We start from the raw sequence: 18,239 nt of genomic DNA on the forward strand, positions 1-18,239 counted from the left end.
CTGGGCTCATGCCCGAATCCAGTGCAGCTGTGCCTGCCTCCAACACCCCCAGTGACGCCGCCGTTCTTTATCGGGAGAAGATCTGGCCGAATTTTTGGATCTGGCTGGTGTCGGCGGGACTGTCCAGCGCCGGGATCCTGGTCTTCGCACCCATCAGCATCGCCGCCGGGATCACGGCCGCCGTCGTGCTCTTCGTCATCATCTCCGTACTGCTGATAGTCTCCACGCCGGCCATCACGGTGACGGGTTCGACCCTGCGCGTCGGCCGGGCCACGATCGAACGCCGCTTCCTCGGGACCGCGGAGGCCTACCGGGGAAAGGAAGCGACGGCGGAGCGCGGCACCCGGCTCAACGGCCTGGCGTTCATGTGCATCCGGGGCTGGGTGGATCCGGTGGTCCGGATCGAGATCACGGACCCCTCGGACCGCACGCCGTACTGGCTGACGTCCACCAGGCACCCGGATCAGCTGCTCGCCGCCCTGCAGTCACGGAACTGAGGCTCTCCGGCCGCTTTTTTAGCCCTCGCAGCCTAGCCCTCGCACTCCTTGCAGTACTTGAGCCCATCCTTTTCGCGGGCGATCTGGGAACGGTGGCGGACGAGGAAACAGGAGGCACAGGTGAATTCATCCGCCTGGGCCGGCATCACCCGGACCAGGAGCTCCTCCCCGGACAGGTCTGCCCCGGGGAGTTCGTAGCCTTCAGCCAGCTCGGATTCATCTTCATCCACCACTGCGGAAGGCTTGTCCGTACGCCGCGCTTTCAGCTCCTCGATTGAGTCCTCGTTGAGGTCCTCTTCGGACTTGCGTGGCGCATCGTAGTCTGTCGCCATTATTTGTTGCTCACACTCCGCTGGTTCGATTGGTTCGCCGAGCCCCGGCTGGTCCTACCGGGCTTGAAGCCCGGGACCCCTCCGGGCCCGGTTCACCGATGACAACGCCGGGCACGCGGTTTTTGTGCCCGATGTCGGGTCATTTTTGCTTAAGCGTCTGGTGAAAACCAGAGGCGAGTGGTACACGGCCCGCCGGACGGTCCTTGACGGGCCGAAAAGTGCCGGAAAGTCGCGGAAATTCGCGGCGCGCCCTCTGTCCTCACCCGAAAAGTCCCCTCCGGGTGGCAGAGTTTCGATTGTTAGTAATGCCAGGGTGGAGGATTTGTATGCAGGATCTACGGCTTGTAGGCGTCCACGACGACGGGGAGCATCTCCTGTTGAGCGGCGCCGGCGGCGAGATGTTCCAGCTGCCAATCGATGAAGCACTTCGGGTGGCGGCCAGCCGGGCGTCGGCGAAGGCCGCTTCCGGCGCAGGCACCACGCCTATTGCCATGTCTCCGCGCGATATCCAGGCCCGGATCCGCAGTGGGTCGACGGCGGCGGAGGTGGCGGAGCTCTCGGGCATCCCGCTCGCCAAAGTCCAGCGCTATGAGGGTCCGGTACTTGCCGAGCGCGAGTACATCGCGCTGCAGGCCCGCAAGGTGGAAGTTGCCTCCCCCGCCCCCGGCCAGGACATATACCGCTCGGTGTTCGGTGACAACCCGGCCTCCCTGAGCGACATGGTGACGCACCGCCTGCCGGCGCACGGCATCGATCCTTCGACGGTCGAGTGGGACTCCTGGCGGCGCACGGACGGCAGCTGGAACGTGGTGGCCCGCTTCGAACCGAAGCCCGGCCATTCCGGCATCGGCGAGGAGCCGCCGGCGATGTGGACGTTCAATCCCGCCCGCAAATCCCTGCAGAACGCCAACCGCTGGGCGCAGCAGCTCAGCGAACTGGAACCGCTCGACGGGCCCGTCCCGGCACGCCGGCTCTCGGCCGTTTCGGACCGGCCCTTTGACTTTGAGACCGACGCCGATGCGGCGGCCCGGACAGCGACTGCCCAGCACAACGCCATCCAGCAACTCCAGCTCCAGCAGGATCAGGAAGCGGACGGGCTGCTCGACATGCTGCGCTCCCGCCGGGGCCAGCGCCTCGGCGTCGACGAAGACGCCGACGACGCCCTCGCCTTGCTCCTGACCAACGGAGTCCCGGCGGCCCACCCGCGGCCGTCCGAAGTTCCGGCCGAAGCCGAAGCTGAGCCGGAAACGGATTCCGCCGAGGAGCTGCCCGCGGCCCCGGAAGCGGACCGCCCGGACGCACCGGCGGAAGCAGTAGCAGCGGCGGAAGCGGCAGAACAGCCCGGTGCGGACACAGAGCAGCCCGGCGCGGACACCTGGGGACGCCGCCGCGACGGCCGGCCCTCCATCATGTCCCGGCTCACCTTGGCCCCCCGGCATGACGACGCGGACGACGACGCCCTCAAACTGCACGACGGTGTGAGCACGGAGACCCGGGAGATCACCCTTGCGGCGTCCCAGCTCCGTCCGGCCGGCCAGCAGGGCCCCACCCAGAGCAAAGGCCTGGACGAACTCCTCGGCGGCGGGAGCCCGCGCCGCCAGCACCGTGACGCCGGAGCCGACGTCCGCACCGAACGGGAGTCCGAGCAGCCGGAGCGCCAGCCCGCCAAACCCAAGCGTTCCAGCGTCCCCAGCTGGGACGAAATAGTCTTCGGCACCCGCGGCGACTAACCGCGAGTCGACAGCGGCACTGTCCCAGCGGCACTCTTTCAGCGGCGTGGCGCCTTGGCCCCGTCGGCCGTGAAGCACAGCAGCGGGACGTCGCGTTCCGCCTTGGTCAGGGAACCGTGCTGGCCCACCACCTCCAGGGCAGTCGGCCGCACCCGCCGGGTGTCATAGAGTGCCAGGGCGTCCCGGGCGGCGATCATGACGTCGCCGATCCGCGGGGCAACCTCGGCGCGGACCTCACCGAACAGCCCCGCGGCGACGGCCTCTTCACGGGTGAACGCCCAGATCCGGTCGCCGAAGCGGGCACGCCAGGCCGCCAGCAGCCGGGCGCGACCGGCGTCGTCCGTCCCGTCCTCCAGATAGAGATGGACCATCCGCGGCTCCCCCGCGGTGTGCCGGACGCCGGCGATGAGGGCCGGTTCCGCCGAATAGTCGATCCGCTGGGATTCCGGGACGTCAAGCATGCCGTGGTCTGCCGTGAGCAATACCGTGGTGCCGGCCGGAAGGGTGGAGCTGAGCCGGCGCACGGTGGCGTCAAGTTCTTCGAGCTGGTACTCCCACTGCGGTGACTGGCAGCCGTGCCGGTGCCCGGCCTTGTCCAGCTCGTTAATGTAGAAGTACATCAGCGAGTTCCCCGCACCGGCCATGGCCTCGGCGGCAGCGGCGGTCCTGGCGTGCGAGGTGGTGGCCGTGACGTAGCGGCCGCCCCGGAGCGACGCCCGGGTCATGGCGGAGTTGCTGAACTGGGGCAGGCCCAGGGTGGTGACGTCCGCGTGCTCCGCGGCCCGCTCAAACACCGTGGGGAAGGGCTGCCATTTCTGCGGATCCACCCCGGCGTCCCAGTTACCCAGCATGTTGACCACGCGGTCCTGGTCCGGGTCCAGCACGTCGTAGCCCACCATGCCGTGCTGCCCTGCGGCCAGACCCGTGCCGAAGCTGGCCAGCGAGGCTGCCGTGGTCGAGGGGAAGGCGGAATCCAGCGACACCGGCACCCGCCCCTGGCCTGCCTGCATGACGGAGCGCAGGAACGGAGTGTGCGCCGACTTCTGCTTCAGCAGGTTCCGTCCCAGCCCGTCGGCCAGCACGACGCAGATCCGCTTGCCAGCGGGCAGATCCAGCCGGTTTTCGAATCCGGGGACCCCGATGCTGGCCGCGGCGCTGCTGAGCACCTCGGCGATGGAGCGGTGGCCGAACGCCGGCGCGGCCGGCAGTGCGGTGGGGAGCGTCAGGGGCAGGGACGGTGCGGAAGGCACAGAGAGCGGCTCGGGCACGCGGACCGGCGCCATCTCAGCGCTGGTGGCCGCGGCTGAGGCGGTTTCCGAAGACACCCATGCGGGCGCGGGGCGGCAGACCGGGGCCGGTGTGCGGTGTGGGGGCCGAGGACCCGGTGTTCACGGCCCGGAGGGCGCGGGCGAAGAGTTTGGCGTCCTGGACGGCCTGTAGCCCGTCGGCTTCGGCGCTGATCCGGAGCACAATGTCCTCCTGGGCGATGGTGCCGCTGTAGCCGTGGTCCGCTTCGCATTGCGGATCGCCGCAGCTGGCCGGGCCCATGTCGAGCCGCTGCCCGCCGGACCAGGCGATGGACAGGGTCAGCTCGCGGACCGGGTCCGAGGACTTGTAGTCCTGCGGCTGGGCGTACACGTAGCTGAGCACGACGGAGCGGATCTGGGTCACGGGGACGGATTCCGTGGAGACCTGCGCGACGGTCTGTTCGCCGGCGTCATCGAGCTGCTGGTCATCCACGTGGGTGATGACCAGCATGTCATCGGTCAGCACCAGCACGGTGATGTGGCGGCGGACCTCGGCCCGGTCGAAATGCGTCTCGAGATGGACCAGGTGCGCCACGCAGTCGCGGCCGTCCAGGGCGTCAGCGACCACGTCGGCCACGAGCCGGGGGTAGAAACCGGACTGCTGAAGGGCCCCCTCGAGGCTTTGACCCTGCTCACTGTGGTCATGCAGGCCGTGGTGCGGTGCGCCCTGGCGTCCGGAGACGGGCGCCGGGGACTTGGGTGTCGGAGACTGGGAGCTCATGGTCTCCATTTTCACAGATCGGCTGGGGACATGCTAACTGCACGGCGGCACGCACCGGCCAGCCGCGCGGAAGCGGCCAGCCGGCAGGGCCAGCCGCGCGGAAGCGGCCAGCCGGCAGTGACTGGGCGGCGGACCGTCCGCAGCGCTCAGCTGCGCATCGCCCGGCGCGCGCTGTCGGTGCGCTGAGCGGCATTGGCGATCCGGACGTCCGCGGCGAGGATCGAGGCGCCGTCGGGTCCGGCCAGGACGGGATTGAACTCCACGAGGGCGATCTCCGGATGGTTGTCCTTGAGCCTGGTCAGCCGGGCGGCCAGATCCTCGAGGGCTGGAACGTCCACGGGCGGCAGCCCCTGGTAGCCGAACAGTTTCCGCGAGGCGCGCGGACCCCGGATGAAGTCGTGGACGTCGGAGCCGGACAGCGGCGGGACCCGGTGCGCCCAGTCATCGAGCAAATTGACCGCATCCCCGGCCAGGCCGAAGGAGATCACCGGGCCCAGCAGCGGGTCCTCGACGGCGCGGAAGGTGCAGGCCTGCCCCACCGGCGCCATGGTTTGCACTTCAAGCGAAGGCGAGCCATAACGTTCCAGCGACTTGCGCATCTGCAACACGTTCAGCCGCAGCGATGCGGCGTCCTGGATGTCCAGCCGCACCCCGCCGAGGTCCAGCCGGTGCCGCAGCGCCGGGTCCGTGGTCTTCAGGGCCACCGGCCAGCCGAGCTTGTCCGCCGCGGCCACGGCTTCCTCGGCGGTCTCGAAGCCCACGGAGGGCACCACCTGGATGCCGTAGCGCGCCAGGAGCCCGGCAGCCGTCGACTGGTCGAGTCTGCGCAGGTGCTCGCCGCCCACGCTGCGGAGCAGCTCTTCCAGCTCCGCGCGGGTGCCCTCCGGGTCGCAGCCCGCGGGTTCCACGAAGAGTCCCTGGTCCCGGTCCAGCCATTGGGCGTAGCGGACGACGGCGCCGAGGGCTGCGACGGCGGCCCCGGGGTTGGAATAACACGGCACCGTGGTCCTGGCCGCTGGCGCTGCGGCATCTCCGGCATCTGCGCCGACCATGCCCTCCACATACACGGAGGGATCCAGGATGCCGCTGAAGGCGGCGACCACCGGCTTCCCGGCGGCCGCCGAGCATTCGGCCAGCACTGCGGCGATCTTCTCCACGGTCAGCCCGCGGGCCGGGAGCAGTGCCACGACGACGGCGTGGACAGCGTCGATCGTGAGCGTTTCCTGCAGGCTGCGCCGCAGCGCCGGCAGCGCCCGCGACATCCCGGCGTCGAGGTCGACGTCGGTGACGATGCGTTCCACGCCGAGCCCCTGGACGGCGGCGCTGTCCGCGACGACCTTTCCAAGGGCCCGGGAGTTACTGAAGACGGCAACGCCGGGGCCCGTTGGCAAGGCCTGGCTCGAGACGATCTGGGCGACGTCCATGAGCTGTTCGATGGTCTCGACCCGGATCACTCCGGCCTGGCGCATCATCGCGTCGACCGCCTCGGGCGGGGCCTGGGTGGTCCGGACGGCGTGGCCAGGGGGCAGATGCAGTCCCATCGCGTCGGACTTGGCCACGATGACGGGCTTTGTCCGGGCCAGCCGCCGGGCCAGGCGGGAGAACTTGCGCGGGTTGCCGATCGATTCGAGGTATAGGCCCACCGCAGTGGTGTCGGCGTTGTCTTCCCAGAACTGCATCATGTCGTTGCCGGAGACGTCGGCGCGGTTCCCGGCCGAGAGGAAAGTGGAGATGCCGACGCGGCGGCGGCTCGAGGCGGCGTAGAGGGAGACCCCGATCGCGGCCGACTGGCTGAACAGCCCCAGGCCGCCGCGGCGGGCCAGCGAGGGTGCCATCGAGGCGTTGAGCGAGACCGCCGGGCTGGTGTTGACGATGCCCAGCGATGCCGGGCCGATCACGCGCATGCCGTTGGCGCGGGCCTGCCGCACGAGCTCGCGCTGCCTGGCCAGTCCGCGTTCGCCGTCGTCCGCGTAGCCGGCCGTCGCGACGACGATCCCCTTGACGCCGGCGGCACCGCACTCCTCGACCACCTTGGGCACCTCGTCGTACGGGACGGCGATGACGGCGAGCTTCACGGGGCCCGGGACCTCGGCGAGCCTGGCGAAAGACAGCATCCCGGCGAGCTCCAGGGCCTCCGGGTTGATGGCGTAGACCGGGCCGGTGAAACCGCCTTCGATGACGTGTTCGAGCAGCTGGTAGCCCACGGTGCCCCACCTGCGGCTGGCCCCGATCACGGCCACGGAGGACGGAGCGAGCAGTTCCTGGATGCTGCGCGCCTCCGCGCGGTGCTCGCGGGATTCCATCACGGCGCGGGACTTCTCGGTGGGGTCGATGTTGAACTCGAGGCTGACCACGCCGTCGTCGAAGTGGCGCTTGACGTCGTACCCGGCGTCCGAGAAAACCATCAACATCTTGCGGTTCTCCGGGAGCACCTCGGCGCTGAATTTGCGGATGCCGTTTTCGCGGGCGGCGGCGGCCAGGTGTTCCAGCAGGATGGACCCGATGCCGCGGCCCTGGTGGGCGTCGGCGATGTTGAAGGCCACTTCCGCTTCTTCCGGATCGTCCAGCCGGTCGTAGCGGCCGATGCCCATGATCTCCCCGCCGATCGTGATCACCAGGGCCACCCGGTCCCGGTAGTCCACTTCGGTGAAACGCTTGAGTTCTTTGCTGGAGAGTCTGGACTTGAACGCGAAGAACCGCATATAGATGGACGTCTGCGACTGGCCCACGTGGAAGGCCTGCACGGCGTCGGCATCGGCCGGATGGATCGGGCGAAGGTGGGCGGTCCCGCCGTCGCGCAGGACAACATCGGCTTCCCAATATTCCGGATATACGCCGTCCGCGGGCTGATCCACCATAGGCTTAGCCTAGTCATAAACCTCCGCAGCACCCGCCCAGCACCCCTCAGAAGGACCCACCAGCCTCATGGCACGCCGCCAAACCACGCCCCCGGCAGGGGAAGCCAACACTGATTCCGCAGGGAAATTCGTCGAGAACATCGTCGATATCGACGTCACTTCCGAGATGGAGGGATCGTTCCTCGAGTACGCCTATTCGGTGATCTACTCGAGGGCCCTTCCGGACGCCCGCGACGGCCTGAAGCCGGTCCAGCGGCGCATCCTGTACATGATGAGCGACATGGGCCTGCGCCCGGACCGCGGCCACGTCAAGAGCGCGCGTGTGGTGGGCGAGGTGATGGGCAAGCTGCACCCGCACGGCGACACAGCGATCTACGACGCCATGGTGCGCATGGCGCAGGACTTCTCGCTGCGGCTGCCGCTGATCGACGGGCACGGCAACTTCGGCTCGCTCGACGACGGCCCGGCGGCCCCGCGGTACACCGAGGCACGCCTTGCGGCGGCGGCGCTGACAATGACGGACCACCTCGACGAGGACGTCGTCGACTTCGTGCCCAACTACGACAACCAGCTGACCCAGCCGGATGTGCTGCCGGCCGCGTTCCCGAACCTTTTGGTCAACGGCGCCACCGGAATCGCCGTCGGCATGGCCACGAACATGGCCCCGCACAACCTGGTGGAAGTGATCGCCGCCGCCCGGCACCTGATCGACAACCCGGACGCCACGCTCGAGGACATCATGAAGTTCGTCCCGGGCCCGGATCTGCCCACCGGCGGCCGGATCGTGGGCCTGGACGGCATCCGGGACGCCTACGCCACCGGCCGCGGCTCCTTCAGGACCCGGGCCAAGGTGGAGATCGAGCAGCTCTCGGCCCGCCGCACCGGCCTGGTGGTCACGGAACTGCCGTACATGGTGGGCCCGGAGAAGGTGATCGAGAAGATCAAGGACGCGGTCAACGGCAAGAAGCTGACCGGCATCAGCGACATCGTGGACCTGACGGACCGCAAACACGGCCTGCGCCTCGTGATCGAGCTGAAGAACGGCTTCAACCCGACCGCCGTGCTGCAGCAGCTCTACCGCTACTCGCCGATGGAGGACTCCTTCGGCATCAACAACGTCACGCTCGTGGACGGCCAGCCGCAGACCCTGGGCTTGCTGCAGCTGCTTTCCGTCTACGTCGAGCACCGCATCACCGTCGTCCGGCGCCGCACGGCCTACCGCCTGGGCAAGAAAAAGGACCGGCTGCACCTGGTCGAGGGCCTCCTCATCGCCATCGTTGACATCGACGAGGTCATTCAGATCATCCGTTCCTCGGACGAGGCAGCCGCCGCCAGGACCCGCCTGATGTCCATCTACGACCTCTCCGAGATCCAGGCCAACTACATCCTGGAGCTCCGGCTCCGGCAGCTGACCAAGTACTCCCGGATCGAGCTCGAAAAGGAGCAGGACGAGCTGCGCCGGGAAATCGCCGAACTTGAGGCCATCCTCGGTTCCAGCGAGCGGCTCCGCGCCCTCGTGTCTTCCGAACTCGCCGAGATCGCCGAGAAGTTTGGCACCCCGCGACGGACCGTGCTGCTCGAGTCCGAGGCCGTCTCGCCCACCGTCGCCGCTGCCCTTGCCGCAGCCCCGGGAGTCAAGGGCAAGGCCGCCCCGCTGGTGCTCGAGATCGCCGACGACCCGTGCTGGGCCATTCTCACCGTGTCCGGGCAGATCGCCCGCACCGCGAACCAGGACAGCCTCGCCGAGTCCGGCCCGCGGACGCGGCACGATGTGTTCCAGTCCGCGATCAGGACCTCGGCGCGCGGCGAGATCGCCGCCGTCACCTCCCAGGGGCGCATGCTGCGCCTGCAGGTGATGGATATGCCGGTGCTGCCGCCGACCTCGGGCACCCCGAATATGGCAGGCGGGGTGCCGGCCAAGGACTTCATCACGCTGCTGAAGAACGAATCACTCGTCGCCTTCGCCCCGTTGGACGAGGTACTGGCGGTCGGCACGGCGCAGGGCGTGGTCAAGCGGGTCCAGCCGGACTACCCGCTGAACCGCGAGGACTGGGAAGTCATCGTGCTCAAGGACCAGGACACCGTGATCGGCGTGGCTCCCGCGGGGTCCGACGACGTCGACCTCGTCTTCGTGACGCAGCAGGCCCAGTTGCTGCGTTTCGGCGCCTCGGCGGTCCGTCCGCAGGGCCGCACGGCCGGCGGCATGGCCGGGATCAAGCTGGCCGCCGGGGACAAGGTGCAATTCTTCGGCGCCGCCGACGCGGCCGACGCGGCCGCCGTCGTCGTGACCGTCGCCGGCACGGAGGGGGCCCTCCCCGGCACCGCTCCCGGGGCCGCCAAGGTCACCGCACTGTCCGAGTATCCGGCGAAGGGCCGCGCCACGGCCGGGGTCCGGGCGCACCGCTTCCTGAAGGGCGAGGACACCCTCCTGCTTGCGTGGGCCGGGCATGGTCCGGCGAAGGCATCCTCGCTGGCCGGGGTGGCACGTTCCCTGCCCGGGGAGCACGGCCGCCGCGACGGTTCCGGGATTCCGCTCTCGCAGGCCATAGACGCGATCGGGCCCAGCATGGCCTGGACCGCGGAAGACGCCGACGGGGCTGCCGCCCCCTAAGGAAGGTCAGGCTCCCCCGGGACGCACGGAGCCCGGGCGGGCCGCGCTTCCGCGGGCGCCCGGGCTTGGTGTCCCGGCACTCTTCGGGCTGGCACCCTAGGACATGTGGTTAAGGCTCAAAATGTTGCCCTCGGTGTCCAGGAACCACGCAGCCGAGCTCCCGTCCGGCTCGGTGGCAATGCCGTCTTCGGTTTTCAGGCCCGGGAAATCGTACTCCTCAAAGGTGATTCCCCTGGCCCGGAGCTCGGCCATGGCAGCGGGAAGGTCATCGACCATCCAGCCGATCTGCGTATTCTTCGCAGTCCCGGCATTGGGCGTCTGGTAGAGGAGGAACCCGGTTCCGGAGCCGCATTTGTACTGCAGGTTGTCCTCGGCATCCGGGTTCTCGGGTTCGAGCCCGAGCTTGTCACGGTAGAAATCACGCGCACGGGCGATGTCCGCCGCCGGCAGCACAGCGCCGACTTGCTTATCCTTGAGCATGGCTATTCCCTTTCCAGGCCCGCCCCCCGGAAGGAATCTTACTCCTTTGGGAAGGGCACGTACCCGCCAAACAGTGCCCGGTTTCCCAGGCGATGCCGGCGGCGGATCAACGTCCTTCAGCGGGCCGGGCAGAAAGGCACATAGACTGCCGGAATGCCTATCATCCCCGATCACAAGGACTGGACCTGGGTGCTGCAGCGGCCCTGCCCGGAGTGCGGTTTCGACGCCGCCACGGCCACCCCCGCGACGGCGCCAGGAATCGTGACCAGCATGCTGCCACGGTGGCGGGCCGCCCTGCGGCGTCCGGACGTCGCAGACCGTCCCGGTGAGGACACCTGGTCCGTGCTCGAGTACGCCTGCCATGTCCGCGATGTCTTCACCTTGTTCGACCACCGGCTGTCGCTCATGCTTGCCGGGGACGAGGCACGCTTCGACGACTGGGACCAGGACCTCACTGCGATCGAGAAGGACTACGCCAACGCCGATCCGGCCGGGGTCAGCGCCGAACTGACCGCCGGGGGCGAGCAGATCGCCGCGGCCTTCGCCGGGGTTCCGGAGGAGCGCTGGGGCCGCAAAGGGACCCGCAGCAACGGTTCGGAGTTCACCGTGCTGACCTTGGCGCAGTACTTCCTGCACGACGTCGTGCATCACCTCCACGATGTGGATGGGTAGCGCGTGGATGGCTAGACGATATGAAATGAGGGGTGGCAGGTCCTGGCCCCTCCGGGGTCAGCCATTATCGCCGGGGCGGTCCCGCTGCGCCGGCTGGGGTGTAATCCGTGCCTCTGTGTGGTGGGCGGCGCTGCGGGGCCTGATCCCGGCGGTGATGTCCTTTATCCCGGACGGGCCAGGTAACGGCAAGAGGCCGGGGCCTTCTGTTTCACAGGGTCCGTGGGTTGCCATTGGCGGCTCCCCTTGGCCTGCCGGCTCGTCGGGGGTGCAATGGTAGTGCCACATGTGAGGTTTGGGAGGTCCCGGCTATGTTTGAGCATACTTTCATTGGTCTGGATGTTCACGCGGTCAACGTCGTGGGCCATGCGCTGAATCCGGCCACCGGGGAAATCACCGCCCACACCATGGTCGCTGACCCGGCCATGGTGCTGGAGTGGGTCCGGCGGTTCGAGCCGCCGGTCAAGGTCGTCTACGAATCGGGCCCGACCGGGTTCGTCCTGGCCCGCTACCTGCGGGCCGCGGGCATCAACTGCGTGATCACGGCGTCCTCGAAGCTGCTCCGCGCCCCTGGGGACCGGATTAAAACCGACCGGCGCGACGCCCGGGTGTTGGCCGAGATGCTCGCGGTCGGCTCGGTCACCGAGGTGCGGATCCCGGACCCGGAGGAAGAAGCCCTGCGGGACCTGTCCCGGCTGCGCTCCGGCACGGCCAAGGACCTCGCGCACGCCCGCCAGCACGTGAACGGCATCCTGCTGCGCCACGGCATCCGCTACCCCAAAGACGCAAGATGGACGAAAGAACACGGGCTGTGGCTGCACCGCCAACGCTTTGACGAACCGCCGCTGCAGTTCACCTACGAAGCCGATGTCGAGCAGGCCGAACTCCTCGCCGGGCAACTGGCACGGATCGACAAGCACGTCGCCGCCACGGCCGCTGCCTGCCGCTACGGCCCGGTGATTGACGCGTTGATGTGTCTGCGCGGCATCCAGATCACGACCGGGTTCGGGCTGGCCGTGGAGATCGGGGATTGGACCCGCTTCACCGGCTCGTCCATCGGCTCCTATCTCGGGCTGGTCCCCAGCGAGGAATCCTCCGGCCAATCCCGGCACCAGGGACCGATCACCAAGGCCGGAAACACCTATGCCCGCAAACTCCTCATCGAAGCCGCCTGGCAGCACCGGCGCCCCTACGCCCGGCCCGGGGAACGGCTGCTGCGCCAACTCGATCTCGTCGCCCCGGCCACCCGCATCCGCGCCCTGGAAGGAAACCACAGGCTCCACCACAAGTGGGAACACTTCGATGAACGGCACAAAATGTCAGTCAAGGCCAACACCGCGATCGCCCGCGAACTCGCGGGCTGGTGCTGGTCACTGGCCGCCCCGCTCCAGCAAGGAGAACGCATGAACGCGGCCTGACCCGAACGTGCCCCCGGGACGTGGTGCAAGTGCGATGGCAGCACACGGAGCTAACTCGAGACCGCGCTATGAGCAGACGGGTCAAACCGTCGACGCCCGATACTAGACACCGATACGCTCCAGCCGAACAAATCGTCATGCGGTAACCAACCCCGCGAATATCAGCCTGACACTGCAGTCGAGAAAAGACTCGCCAACACCTGTCACCACAATCGGCCGGCACACGATGAGCGGCCCCCGGAACCACAAAGCCAGGAGCCGCTCACCTCTGCCTCTTGACAACCGGGCCTACATATCAGCGCGCGGATGGATAGCGCGTGGCATCGTGCCACCCCTGGGGAGGACATGTCCAGTGTTCGCGCCCGGGACAGGGCATGACCGGAATATGTCCATGCGCCGGCCCCGGCGCGGGGCATGTCCTGACCCGGGAGCACGTGCAGTGGCTCCGCTGGGGGCGTCGGGCCACTTCCCCCGGAGGACATGCCCAGTCTTCGCCCCGGGGACCGGGCATAACCGGAATATGTCCATCGGCCGGCCCCGGCGCGGGGCATGTCCTGTCCGGTGCTCATTTTCGCTGAGGACGTCGGGGTCAGGCTGCCGGTGCGTGCCCGTGGCTGCTCAGGCGTAGCAGCTAGTCGCTGAGGCCGTTGGTGCATTCCGGTCGACCCGGCCGGCTGGCCGAGGCCCTTGAAACCGCCGCCGGTGATGGCCTGGCGCGACACCGCCCGCGGCCTCTACCCCAACGACCCCACCGCCTGGACCTAACCCCCCGACGAACCAACGAAAATGCCCATTAGCGCGTGGATGGCTAGCGCGTGCGGATAGCGCGTGGATGGCTAGCGCGTGCGGATAGCGCGTGGATGGCTAGCGCGTGCGGATAGCGCGTGGATGAGTAGCTACAGTTCCTTGTCCCAGGCCATGCTGCGGTTGACGGTGACGTAGCCCATCTTGGTGTAGAGCGCCAGGGCTCCGGTCGGGTTCTCCGAGTCGACGTCGAGCGAGGCCTTGTCCATCCCGGCCGCGGCGAAGCGGCGCATCGCATCGGCGAGCAGCGCCTGCGCTATCCCGCGGCCGCGGAACTCCCGCGGTACGCCCAGCAGGTCCGTGTAGCCCTCGCTGAAGCCGCGGGACGCTGCGCCCTCGGCGTCGTGGCTGGCGAGCTGGTAGCCGGCCACTGTGCCGCTGGACCGCTCCAGGACCACCGCGCTCAGGTCCGGGCGGGCCAGCGGATCATGCACCACAAAGCCCCAGGCTTCCTCGTCGCGGGGTTCGCTGCCCCAGTGGTCCCGGAAGGCGTCGTTGTGGGCCAGGCGGACCGCCTCGTGCAGTTCCGGGCCGAACGCCACCAGCTCCAGCCCCGCCTCCAGCTCGGCCTCGGGGATCCCGATGGCTAACGGCCGGTGCATCTCGTTGTAGTAGCGGACCATCCGGTAGCCCGCGCCCTCAAAGAGCGCCGCCTGGTGCCTGTGCTGCTGCTCCATGTGGAGTCGCAGCCTGGGTGCGGGGCCCGCCTCCGGCTGCCCGGACGCGGCATCCCCGGCAAACCGTTCGCGGGTCCGCTGTTCCATCCAGCCCAGCAGCCCGCTCCCGATCCCCTGGCCCTGCCACCCGGGATCGACGCAGCCGAAGCCGAGCGCTTTGTCACCGTCGCGGTTCTTGGTGATCCGGCCGTAGGCGCGGGCAACGCCGTCACCGTCGACGCCGAGGATGGTGTTCGCGGCGGCCGGGTTGTTCGTCGAGTCGAGGATCTGCGCCAGGTCGGCGCGCCGCTCGAACCAGACAGGCTGTTCGACGGCGGCCGCCCGGGCGATCAGGGCGGCCCAGCCGTCAAGGTCCGCGGTCCCTGCGGACCGCCACGTAAGCCTGGGGTTGAGGCAGGCGCGGGCGTCGGTCCCCCTTTGTCCAATCATGCGTGTCCAATCATGCGTGTCCAATCATGCGTGTCCAATCATGCGTGTCCAATCATGCGTGTCCAATCATGCTTGTCCAATCATGCTTGTCCAATCATGCTTGTCCAATCATGGGGACAGGCTAGCCTCCGGCTCAGCGCCGCGCCAGCACCGCGCCGGCCGTGGCTGCAGCCGCGCCGAGGGCGGTGGCAGCCGTGTTGTCCAGATCCAGGCGGCTGTCGCCGGCGTCGATATCCTCAGGGTTGTGCGTGACGAGGACCACGGTGCGGTCCTTGAGGCCTTTCCGGAGCTCGGCCAGCAGGGCCCGGCCGGACTCCGCGTCCAGGTGGGCAGTGGGCTCATCGAGCAGGATCACGTCCGCGCCAGTCAGCAGCGTGCGGGCGACGGCCAGGCGCTGCCGCTCGCCGCCGCTGAGGTAGGCGCCGCCCGGACCGATCCTGGTGTCCAGGCCACCGTCCAGGCCACCGTCCAGGCCACCGTCCAGGCCACTGCCGAGCCGGGCAACGAGGGGCCCGAGGCCCACCGCGGCGAGAGCCTCCTGCAATTGCTGCTCCAGCTGCCCAAGCTGCCCGTCCCGCCGGCTGTCCGACCGGCTGTCCGACCGGCTGTCCGGAAGTCCGAGCATGAGGTTGCCGCGGATCGTGGAGTCGAAAAGGTGCGCTTCCTGCGGGCACCAGGCGGCACGGCCGCTGACGAAGATCTGCCCGCTCCGCGGCGGCAGGAAGCCCAGGAGCACGGCCAGCAGGGTGGATTTACCCGAGCCTGATGCCCCGGTCACTGTGAGCCAGCGTCCGGGTTCCGCGGTGGCACTGAGCCCGGTGAAGACGGCACCTCCGCCGGGCCAGGCAGCGGAGAGCTCCTGGAGTTCGACCCCCGGTGTGGCGCCAGGCCGCGCCGGTACCGGCACGAGCCCGCTGGCTCCGTCGGCAGCGCGGTCGGGCTTGTCCAGGACGCCGGCCTCGCTGATCCGCCGCAGCACGGTGCGCAGCGCCGGGTACTGGCGGACCGCCGTCGTGATGGCTGCGTACGGCTCCACGAGCGCGAGCTGCAACAGCACGACCACGGCGACCCTCGCGGGCTCCACCGCTCCGCTGAGGGCCAGCGGCGCGGCCAGCACGGCGCTGGCCAGGGCGGCGGCCCCGCAGGCCAACACCGTCAGCCCCTGGCCGAGGCCTTCGGCCCAGGCGGACCGCTGGGAGGCTGCGGTCGCGGAGTGGTCCGCCGTCGTGATTGCGGCGAGCACCGGGGCGGAGACGCCGTTGGCGTGGAGTTCGGCGCGGGCGTCGAGCGTGGCCGCGACCTTGCGCAGCACGCCGGACCGGAGCCGCTGTTCGGTGCGGGCGGACATCCGGTCCGCCGCCAGCGCCAGGGCCGGGGCGGCCACAAGGCTGAGCGCCGCCGCGGCAATCATGGCCGGGAGAGCCGCCGGCAGCAGCAGGCCGATCCCGGTGACGGCGGCGGCCGCGACGGCCGCGGCGGTCAGCGGCGGCAGGACCACCCGGGGCAGCAGCTCCCGGACCGTGTCGACGTCGTCCACCACGGCGCCGAGGATGCTTCCGCCCTGCAGGAGCCGGCGCAGGGACAGGGCGCGGCGGCTCAGTGATTCCCAGAGCCGGCCGCGGAGCCGGGTCAGGGCGGCGAAAACGGCGTCGTGCAGCAACAGCCGCTCGGCGTAGCGCAGGGCCGCCCGGCCGACGCCGAAGAACCGCACGCCCACGATCGCGGTGAGCAGGTAGAGGATGGGCGGCTGTTCGCTGGCACGGATGATCAGCCAGCCGGACAGCCCGGCGAGGGCGACGGCGAAAAGGGCGGCCAGTGTGCCGACGGTGCCTGCCGCGGCGAACTTGGCGGCGACGGGGGCCAGGAGACGGCGCACCTGGACTGTTGTATAAGCCGTTGAACCGGTGCCGGCGGCGACCTTGTCCTGGGGTTCCTCGGACGCGGTTTCCGCCCAGCCCACGTCGTGGGCGGCGGACCCCCCGGCAGTCAAGGCCTCCGGCAGTGGCTCCGGCAGGGCCTCCTGCAGTGGCTCCACCCCGGGCGCCGCGGCGGCCGGTGCGGTGTGGGCCGCAGTGCCCTTGCCGGGCGCCACTGCCACGAGCTGGTCCGCCAGCTCGCGGGTCTGCCGGTCGTGCGCCACGAGCAATACAGTGACTTTCCCGCGCAGCCCGGCGATGGCATGGCTGACCATGGTGGCTGATTCGCGGTCCAGGTGGGCGGTGGGTTCGTCAAGGAGCAGCACGGTGGCTCCGGCCTCGATCCGGGCCAGGCCTCGGGCCAGTGCCACGCGGCGCAGCTCCCCCGGGCTGAGCTCGGCGGGATGCTTCGCGGCGAGGTGCCCCGCGGCGCAGGCTGCCAGGCAGCGGCGGGCCGCGGCGTCCGCCGCATCCCTTCCCAGGGTCGGGGCGCCGAGGTACAGCCGGATCTCGTCGAGTGCTGTCGGGGCCACCATCACGGGATGCTGCGGGACCCAGGCGAGGTCCGCCGTCGTGAATCCTTCGAGGCGTCCGCTGACGCTGGTTTGGTGGCCAGTCCCGCCGCCTGCCCCGACGGTGCCGGCCAGCACCCCCAGCACGGTGCTCTTTCCGGACCCGCTGGGCCCGTCGAGGGCCGTGATCCTACCGGGCGCCGCGGTGAAGCTGAGCGGCCCGACGGCGGCGTCCCGCCTGCCGCTGTAGTGGACCGTCAGTCCGCGGACGGTGACGGCGGGAGGCAGGGCCGTTTCGCCGGCCGCGGCGGGCTGGCCGGAGGCGGGGCTCAGGGGTGTGGCTTCCGGCGCCTCGAGGACCGCGGTGGTTTCGGCGAGCGCGGCGCGGCCTTCGTCGCTCGCGTGGTGGGCGGTACCCAGCTCCCGGAGCGGGAGGTAGCAGTCCGGGGCCAGGATCAGCGCCAGCAGCCCCGCTTCGAGCCCCATGTCCCCGTTCACCAGCCGGACGCCGATGAAGACAGCGACCACAGCCACGGAGATCGTCGCGATCAGTTCCAGCGCGAGCGCCGAGAGGAACGCGGTGCGCAGGGTCCCCATGGTGCGGGAGCGGTATTCCTCGGAGATGTCCTCCAGCGCCTTCCGCTGGGCGGTGGCACGGCCCAGTCCCACCAGCACGGGGAGGCCCTTGGCGAGCTCAAGCATGTGGCCGGACAACCGGGCAAGTGCCGACTGGGCCTCCCGGACCCGGTCCTCGGTGTAGCGCCCGATCAGGACCATGAACAGCGGCACGAGAGGTACCGTCAGCACAATCACGACGGCGCTGATCCAGTCCGCGAACAGGATCCGGGCCCCGAGCAGCAACGGAACCGCGGCGCAGTTCACCAGGGCCGGCAGGAACTGGGTGTAGTAGCTGTCCAGGGCGTCCAGTCCGCGCGTGGCCAGGATGGCGAGGCCGCCGTCGGTGGGTCCCGCGTTCCGGGTCCCGTTGCGCAGCGCGCGCTCCAACAGTTGGGAGCGCAGCTCCTCCTTGACTCCCAGCGCGGCCCGGCGTGACGCGACGGACTGCGCCCACACGGTCAGGGAACGCAGGACAACCCCGGCGAATCCCCAGACCAGCTGCTCGCTCCACGCCGGATTGTGTGCCATCAGCCCGGCGAGCATGGACGCGACCGCCTGTCCCATCAGCACGAGGGACAGCGCCTTCAGGGCGGCGAGCACGCCCAGCAGATAGAGGGCGGAACGGGTGGCAGGGCCGGACGGGAACTGCGGTCTCATCGG

General features: G+C 69.5%; 12 protein-coding genes. 5 read left to right on the forward strand and 7 right to left on the reverse strand.

Annotation, left to right across the window (positions count from 1 at the left end):
• Window positions 1-8 precede the first annotated feature (8 nt).
• Window positions 9-497, forward strand: coding sequence for a DUF3093 domain-containing protein (locus ACVWZ8_RS20900; RefSeq protein ID WP_456505703.1), 489 nt, complete (start codon window positions 9-11; stop codon window positions 495-497).
• 32 nt (window positions 498-529) lie between these two features.
• Here the strand turns inward: ACVWZ8_RS20900 and ACVWZ8_RS20905 are convergent, their stop codons facing one another.
• Window positions 530-829 (reverse strand): DUF4193 domain-containing protein, encoded by a 300-nt coding sequence (locus ACVWZ8_RS20905; protein ID WP_426977139.1) that lies wholly within the window; start codon window positions 827-829, stop codon window positions 530-532.
• Window positions 830-1,155: 326 nt separating this feature from the next.
• Here ACVWZ8_RS20905 and sepH point away from each other — a divergent pair, with 326 nt between their 5' ends.
• Window positions 1,156-2,559 (forward strand): septation protein SepH, encoded by a 1,404-nt coding sequence (gene sepH / locus ACVWZ8_RS20910; RefSeq protein ID WP_456505704.1) that lies wholly within the window; start codon window positions 1,156-1,158, stop codon window positions 2,557-2,559.
• Window positions 2,560-2,597: 38 nt separating this feature from the next.
• Here sepH and ACVWZ8_RS20915 read toward each other — a convergent pair whose 3' ends face one another.
• The 3 genes from ACVWZ8_RS20915 to ACVWZ8_RS20925 all read right to left on the reverse strand — a co-directional run bounded on the left by ACVWZ8_RS20915 (window position 2,598) and on the right by ACVWZ8_RS20925 (window position 7,445).
• Window positions 2,598-3,842 carry an alkaline phosphatase family protein gene (locus tag ACVWZ8_RS20915; RefSeq protein ID WP_456505992.1) on the reverse strand — a complete coding sequence of 415 codons (1,245 nt, stop codon included), beginning with the start codon at window positions 3,840-3,842 and terminating at the stop codon, window positions 2,598-2,600.
• 1 nt (window position 3,843) lies between these two features.
• Complete coding sequence (locus tag ACVWZ8_RS20920; RefSeq protein WP_426977135.1) at window positions 3,844-4,587, reverse strand: DUF5998 family protein; 744 nt, start codon at window positions 4,585-4,587, stop codon at window positions 3,844-3,846.
• A gap of 146 nt (window positions 4,588-4,733) precedes the next feature.
• Window positions 4,734-7,445, reverse strand: a complete 2,712-nt coding sequence (locus ACVWZ8_RS20925; protein ID WP_456505705.1) for a bifunctional acetate--CoA ligase family protein/GNAT family N-acetyltransferase — start codon at window positions 7,443-7,445, stop codon at window positions 4,734-4,736.
• A gap of 67 nt (window positions 7,446-7,512) precedes the next feature.
• Between ACVWZ8_RS20925 and ACVWZ8_RS20930 the strand changes: the two genes are divergently transcribed.
• Window positions 7,513-10,056: a DNA gyrase/topoisomerase IV subunit A gene (locus ACVWZ8_RS20930; RefSeq protein WP_456505706.1), complete on the forward strand. Its 2,544-nt coding sequence runs from the start codon at window positions 7,513-7,515 to the stop codon at window positions 10,054-10,056.
• Window positions 10,057-10,152: 96 nt separating this feature from the next.
• On the opposite strand, the gene ACVWZ8_RS20935 is transcribed toward ACVWZ8_RS20930, so the two are convergent.
• Entirely contained in the window at window positions 10,153-10,536 is a 384-nt protein-coding gene (locus ACVWZ8_RS20935; RefSeq protein ID WP_426977131.1) for a VOC family protein, read from the reverse strand.
• Window positions 10,537-10,689: 153 nt separating this feature from the next.
• Between ACVWZ8_RS20935 and ACVWZ8_RS20940 the strand changes: the two genes are divergently transcribed.
• Together ACVWZ8_RS20940 and ACVWZ8_RS20945 are read left to right on the forward strand one after the other, a co-directional pair.
• Window positions 10,690-11,208 (forward strand): DinB family protein, encoded by a 519-nt coding sequence (locus ACVWZ8_RS20940; protein WP_456505707.1) that lies wholly within the window; start codon window positions 10,690-10,692, stop codon window positions 11,206-11,208.
• Between the two features lie 308 nt (window positions 11,209-11,516).
• The gene (locus tag ACVWZ8_RS20945; RefSeq protein WP_456505708.1) at window positions 11,517-12,623 is read left to right on the forward strand and encodes an IS110 family RNA-guided transposase; all 1,107 of its coding nucleotides are present in this window, start codon (window positions 11,517-11,519) and stop codon (window positions 12,621-12,623) included.
• 896 nt (window positions 12,624-13,519) lie between these two features.
• On the opposite strand, the gene ACVWZ8_RS20950 is transcribed toward ACVWZ8_RS20945, so the two are convergent.
• Together ACVWZ8_RS20950 and cydD are read right to left on the reverse strand one after the other, a co-directional pair.
• Window positions 13,520-14,533, reverse strand: coding sequence for a GNAT family N-acetyltransferase (locus tag ACVWZ8_RS20950; protein ID WP_456505709.1), 1,014 nt, complete (start codon window positions 14,531-14,533; stop codon window positions 13,520-13,522).
• Window positions 14,534-14,666: 133 nt separating this feature from the next.
• The gene (cydD, locus tag ACVWZ8_RS20955) at window positions 14,667-18,236 is read right to left on the reverse strand and encodes a thiol reductant ABC exporter subunit CydD (protein WP_456505710.1); all 3,570 of its coding nucleotides are present in this window, start codon (window positions 18,234-18,236) and stop codon (window positions 14,667-14,669) included.
• Window positions 18,237-18,239: the final 3 nt, after the last annotated feature.

Source organism: Arthrobacter sp. UYCu723, assembly GCF_054059215.1.

Bases quoted from the DNA above. Each gene is read 5' to 3' on its own strand.
- sepH (WP_456505704.1), top strand. From the start codon at position 1,156: ATGCAGGATCTACGGCTTGTAGGCGTCCACGACGACGGGGAGCATCTC.
- ACVWZ8_RS20940 (WP_456505707.1), top strand. From the start codon at position 10,690: ATGCCTATCATCCCCGATCACAAGGACTGGACCTGGGTGCTGCAGCGG.
- ACVWZ8_RS20925 (WP_456505705.1), bottom strand. From the start codon at position 7,445: ATGGTGGATCAGCCCGCGGACGGCGTATATCCGGAATATTGGGAAGCC.
- ACVWZ8_RS20945 (WP_456505708.1), top strand. From the start codon at position 11,517: ATGTTTGAGCATACTTTCATTGGTCTGGATGTTCACGCGGTCAACGTC.
- ACVWZ8_RS20920 (WP_426977135.1), bottom strand. From the start codon at position 4,587: ATGAGCTCCCAGTCTCCGACACCCAAGTCCCCGGCGCCCGTCTCCGGA.
- ACVWZ8_RS20900 (WP_456505703.1), top strand. From the start codon at position 9: ATGCCCGAATCCAGTGCAGCTGTGCCTGCCTCCAACACCCCCAGTGAC.
- ACVWZ8_RS20935 (WP_426977131.1), bottom strand. From the start codon at position 10,536: ATGCTCAAGGATAAGCAAGTCGGCGCTGTGCTGCCGGCGGCGGACATC.
- ACVWZ8_RS20905 (WP_426977139.1), bottom strand. From the start codon at position 829: ATGGCGACAGACTACGATGCGCCACGCAAGTCCGAAGAGGACCTCAAC.
- cydD (WP_456505710.1), bottom strand. From the start codon at position 18,236: ATGAGACCGCAGTTCCCGTCCGGCCCTGCCACCCGTTCCGCCCTCTAT.
- ACVWZ8_RS20930 (WP_456505706.1), top strand. From the start codon at position 7,513: ATGGCACGCCGCCAAACCACGCCCCCGGCAGGGGAAGCCAACACTGAT.
- ACVWZ8_RS20915 (WP_456505992.1), bottom strand. From the start codon at position 3,842: ATGGCGCCGGTCCGCGTGCCCGAGCCGCTCTCTGTGCCTTCCGCACCG.
- ACVWZ8_RS20950 (WP_456505709.1), bottom strand. From the start codon at position 14,533: ATGATTGGACAAAGGGGGACCGACGCCCGCGCCTGCCTCAACCCCAGG.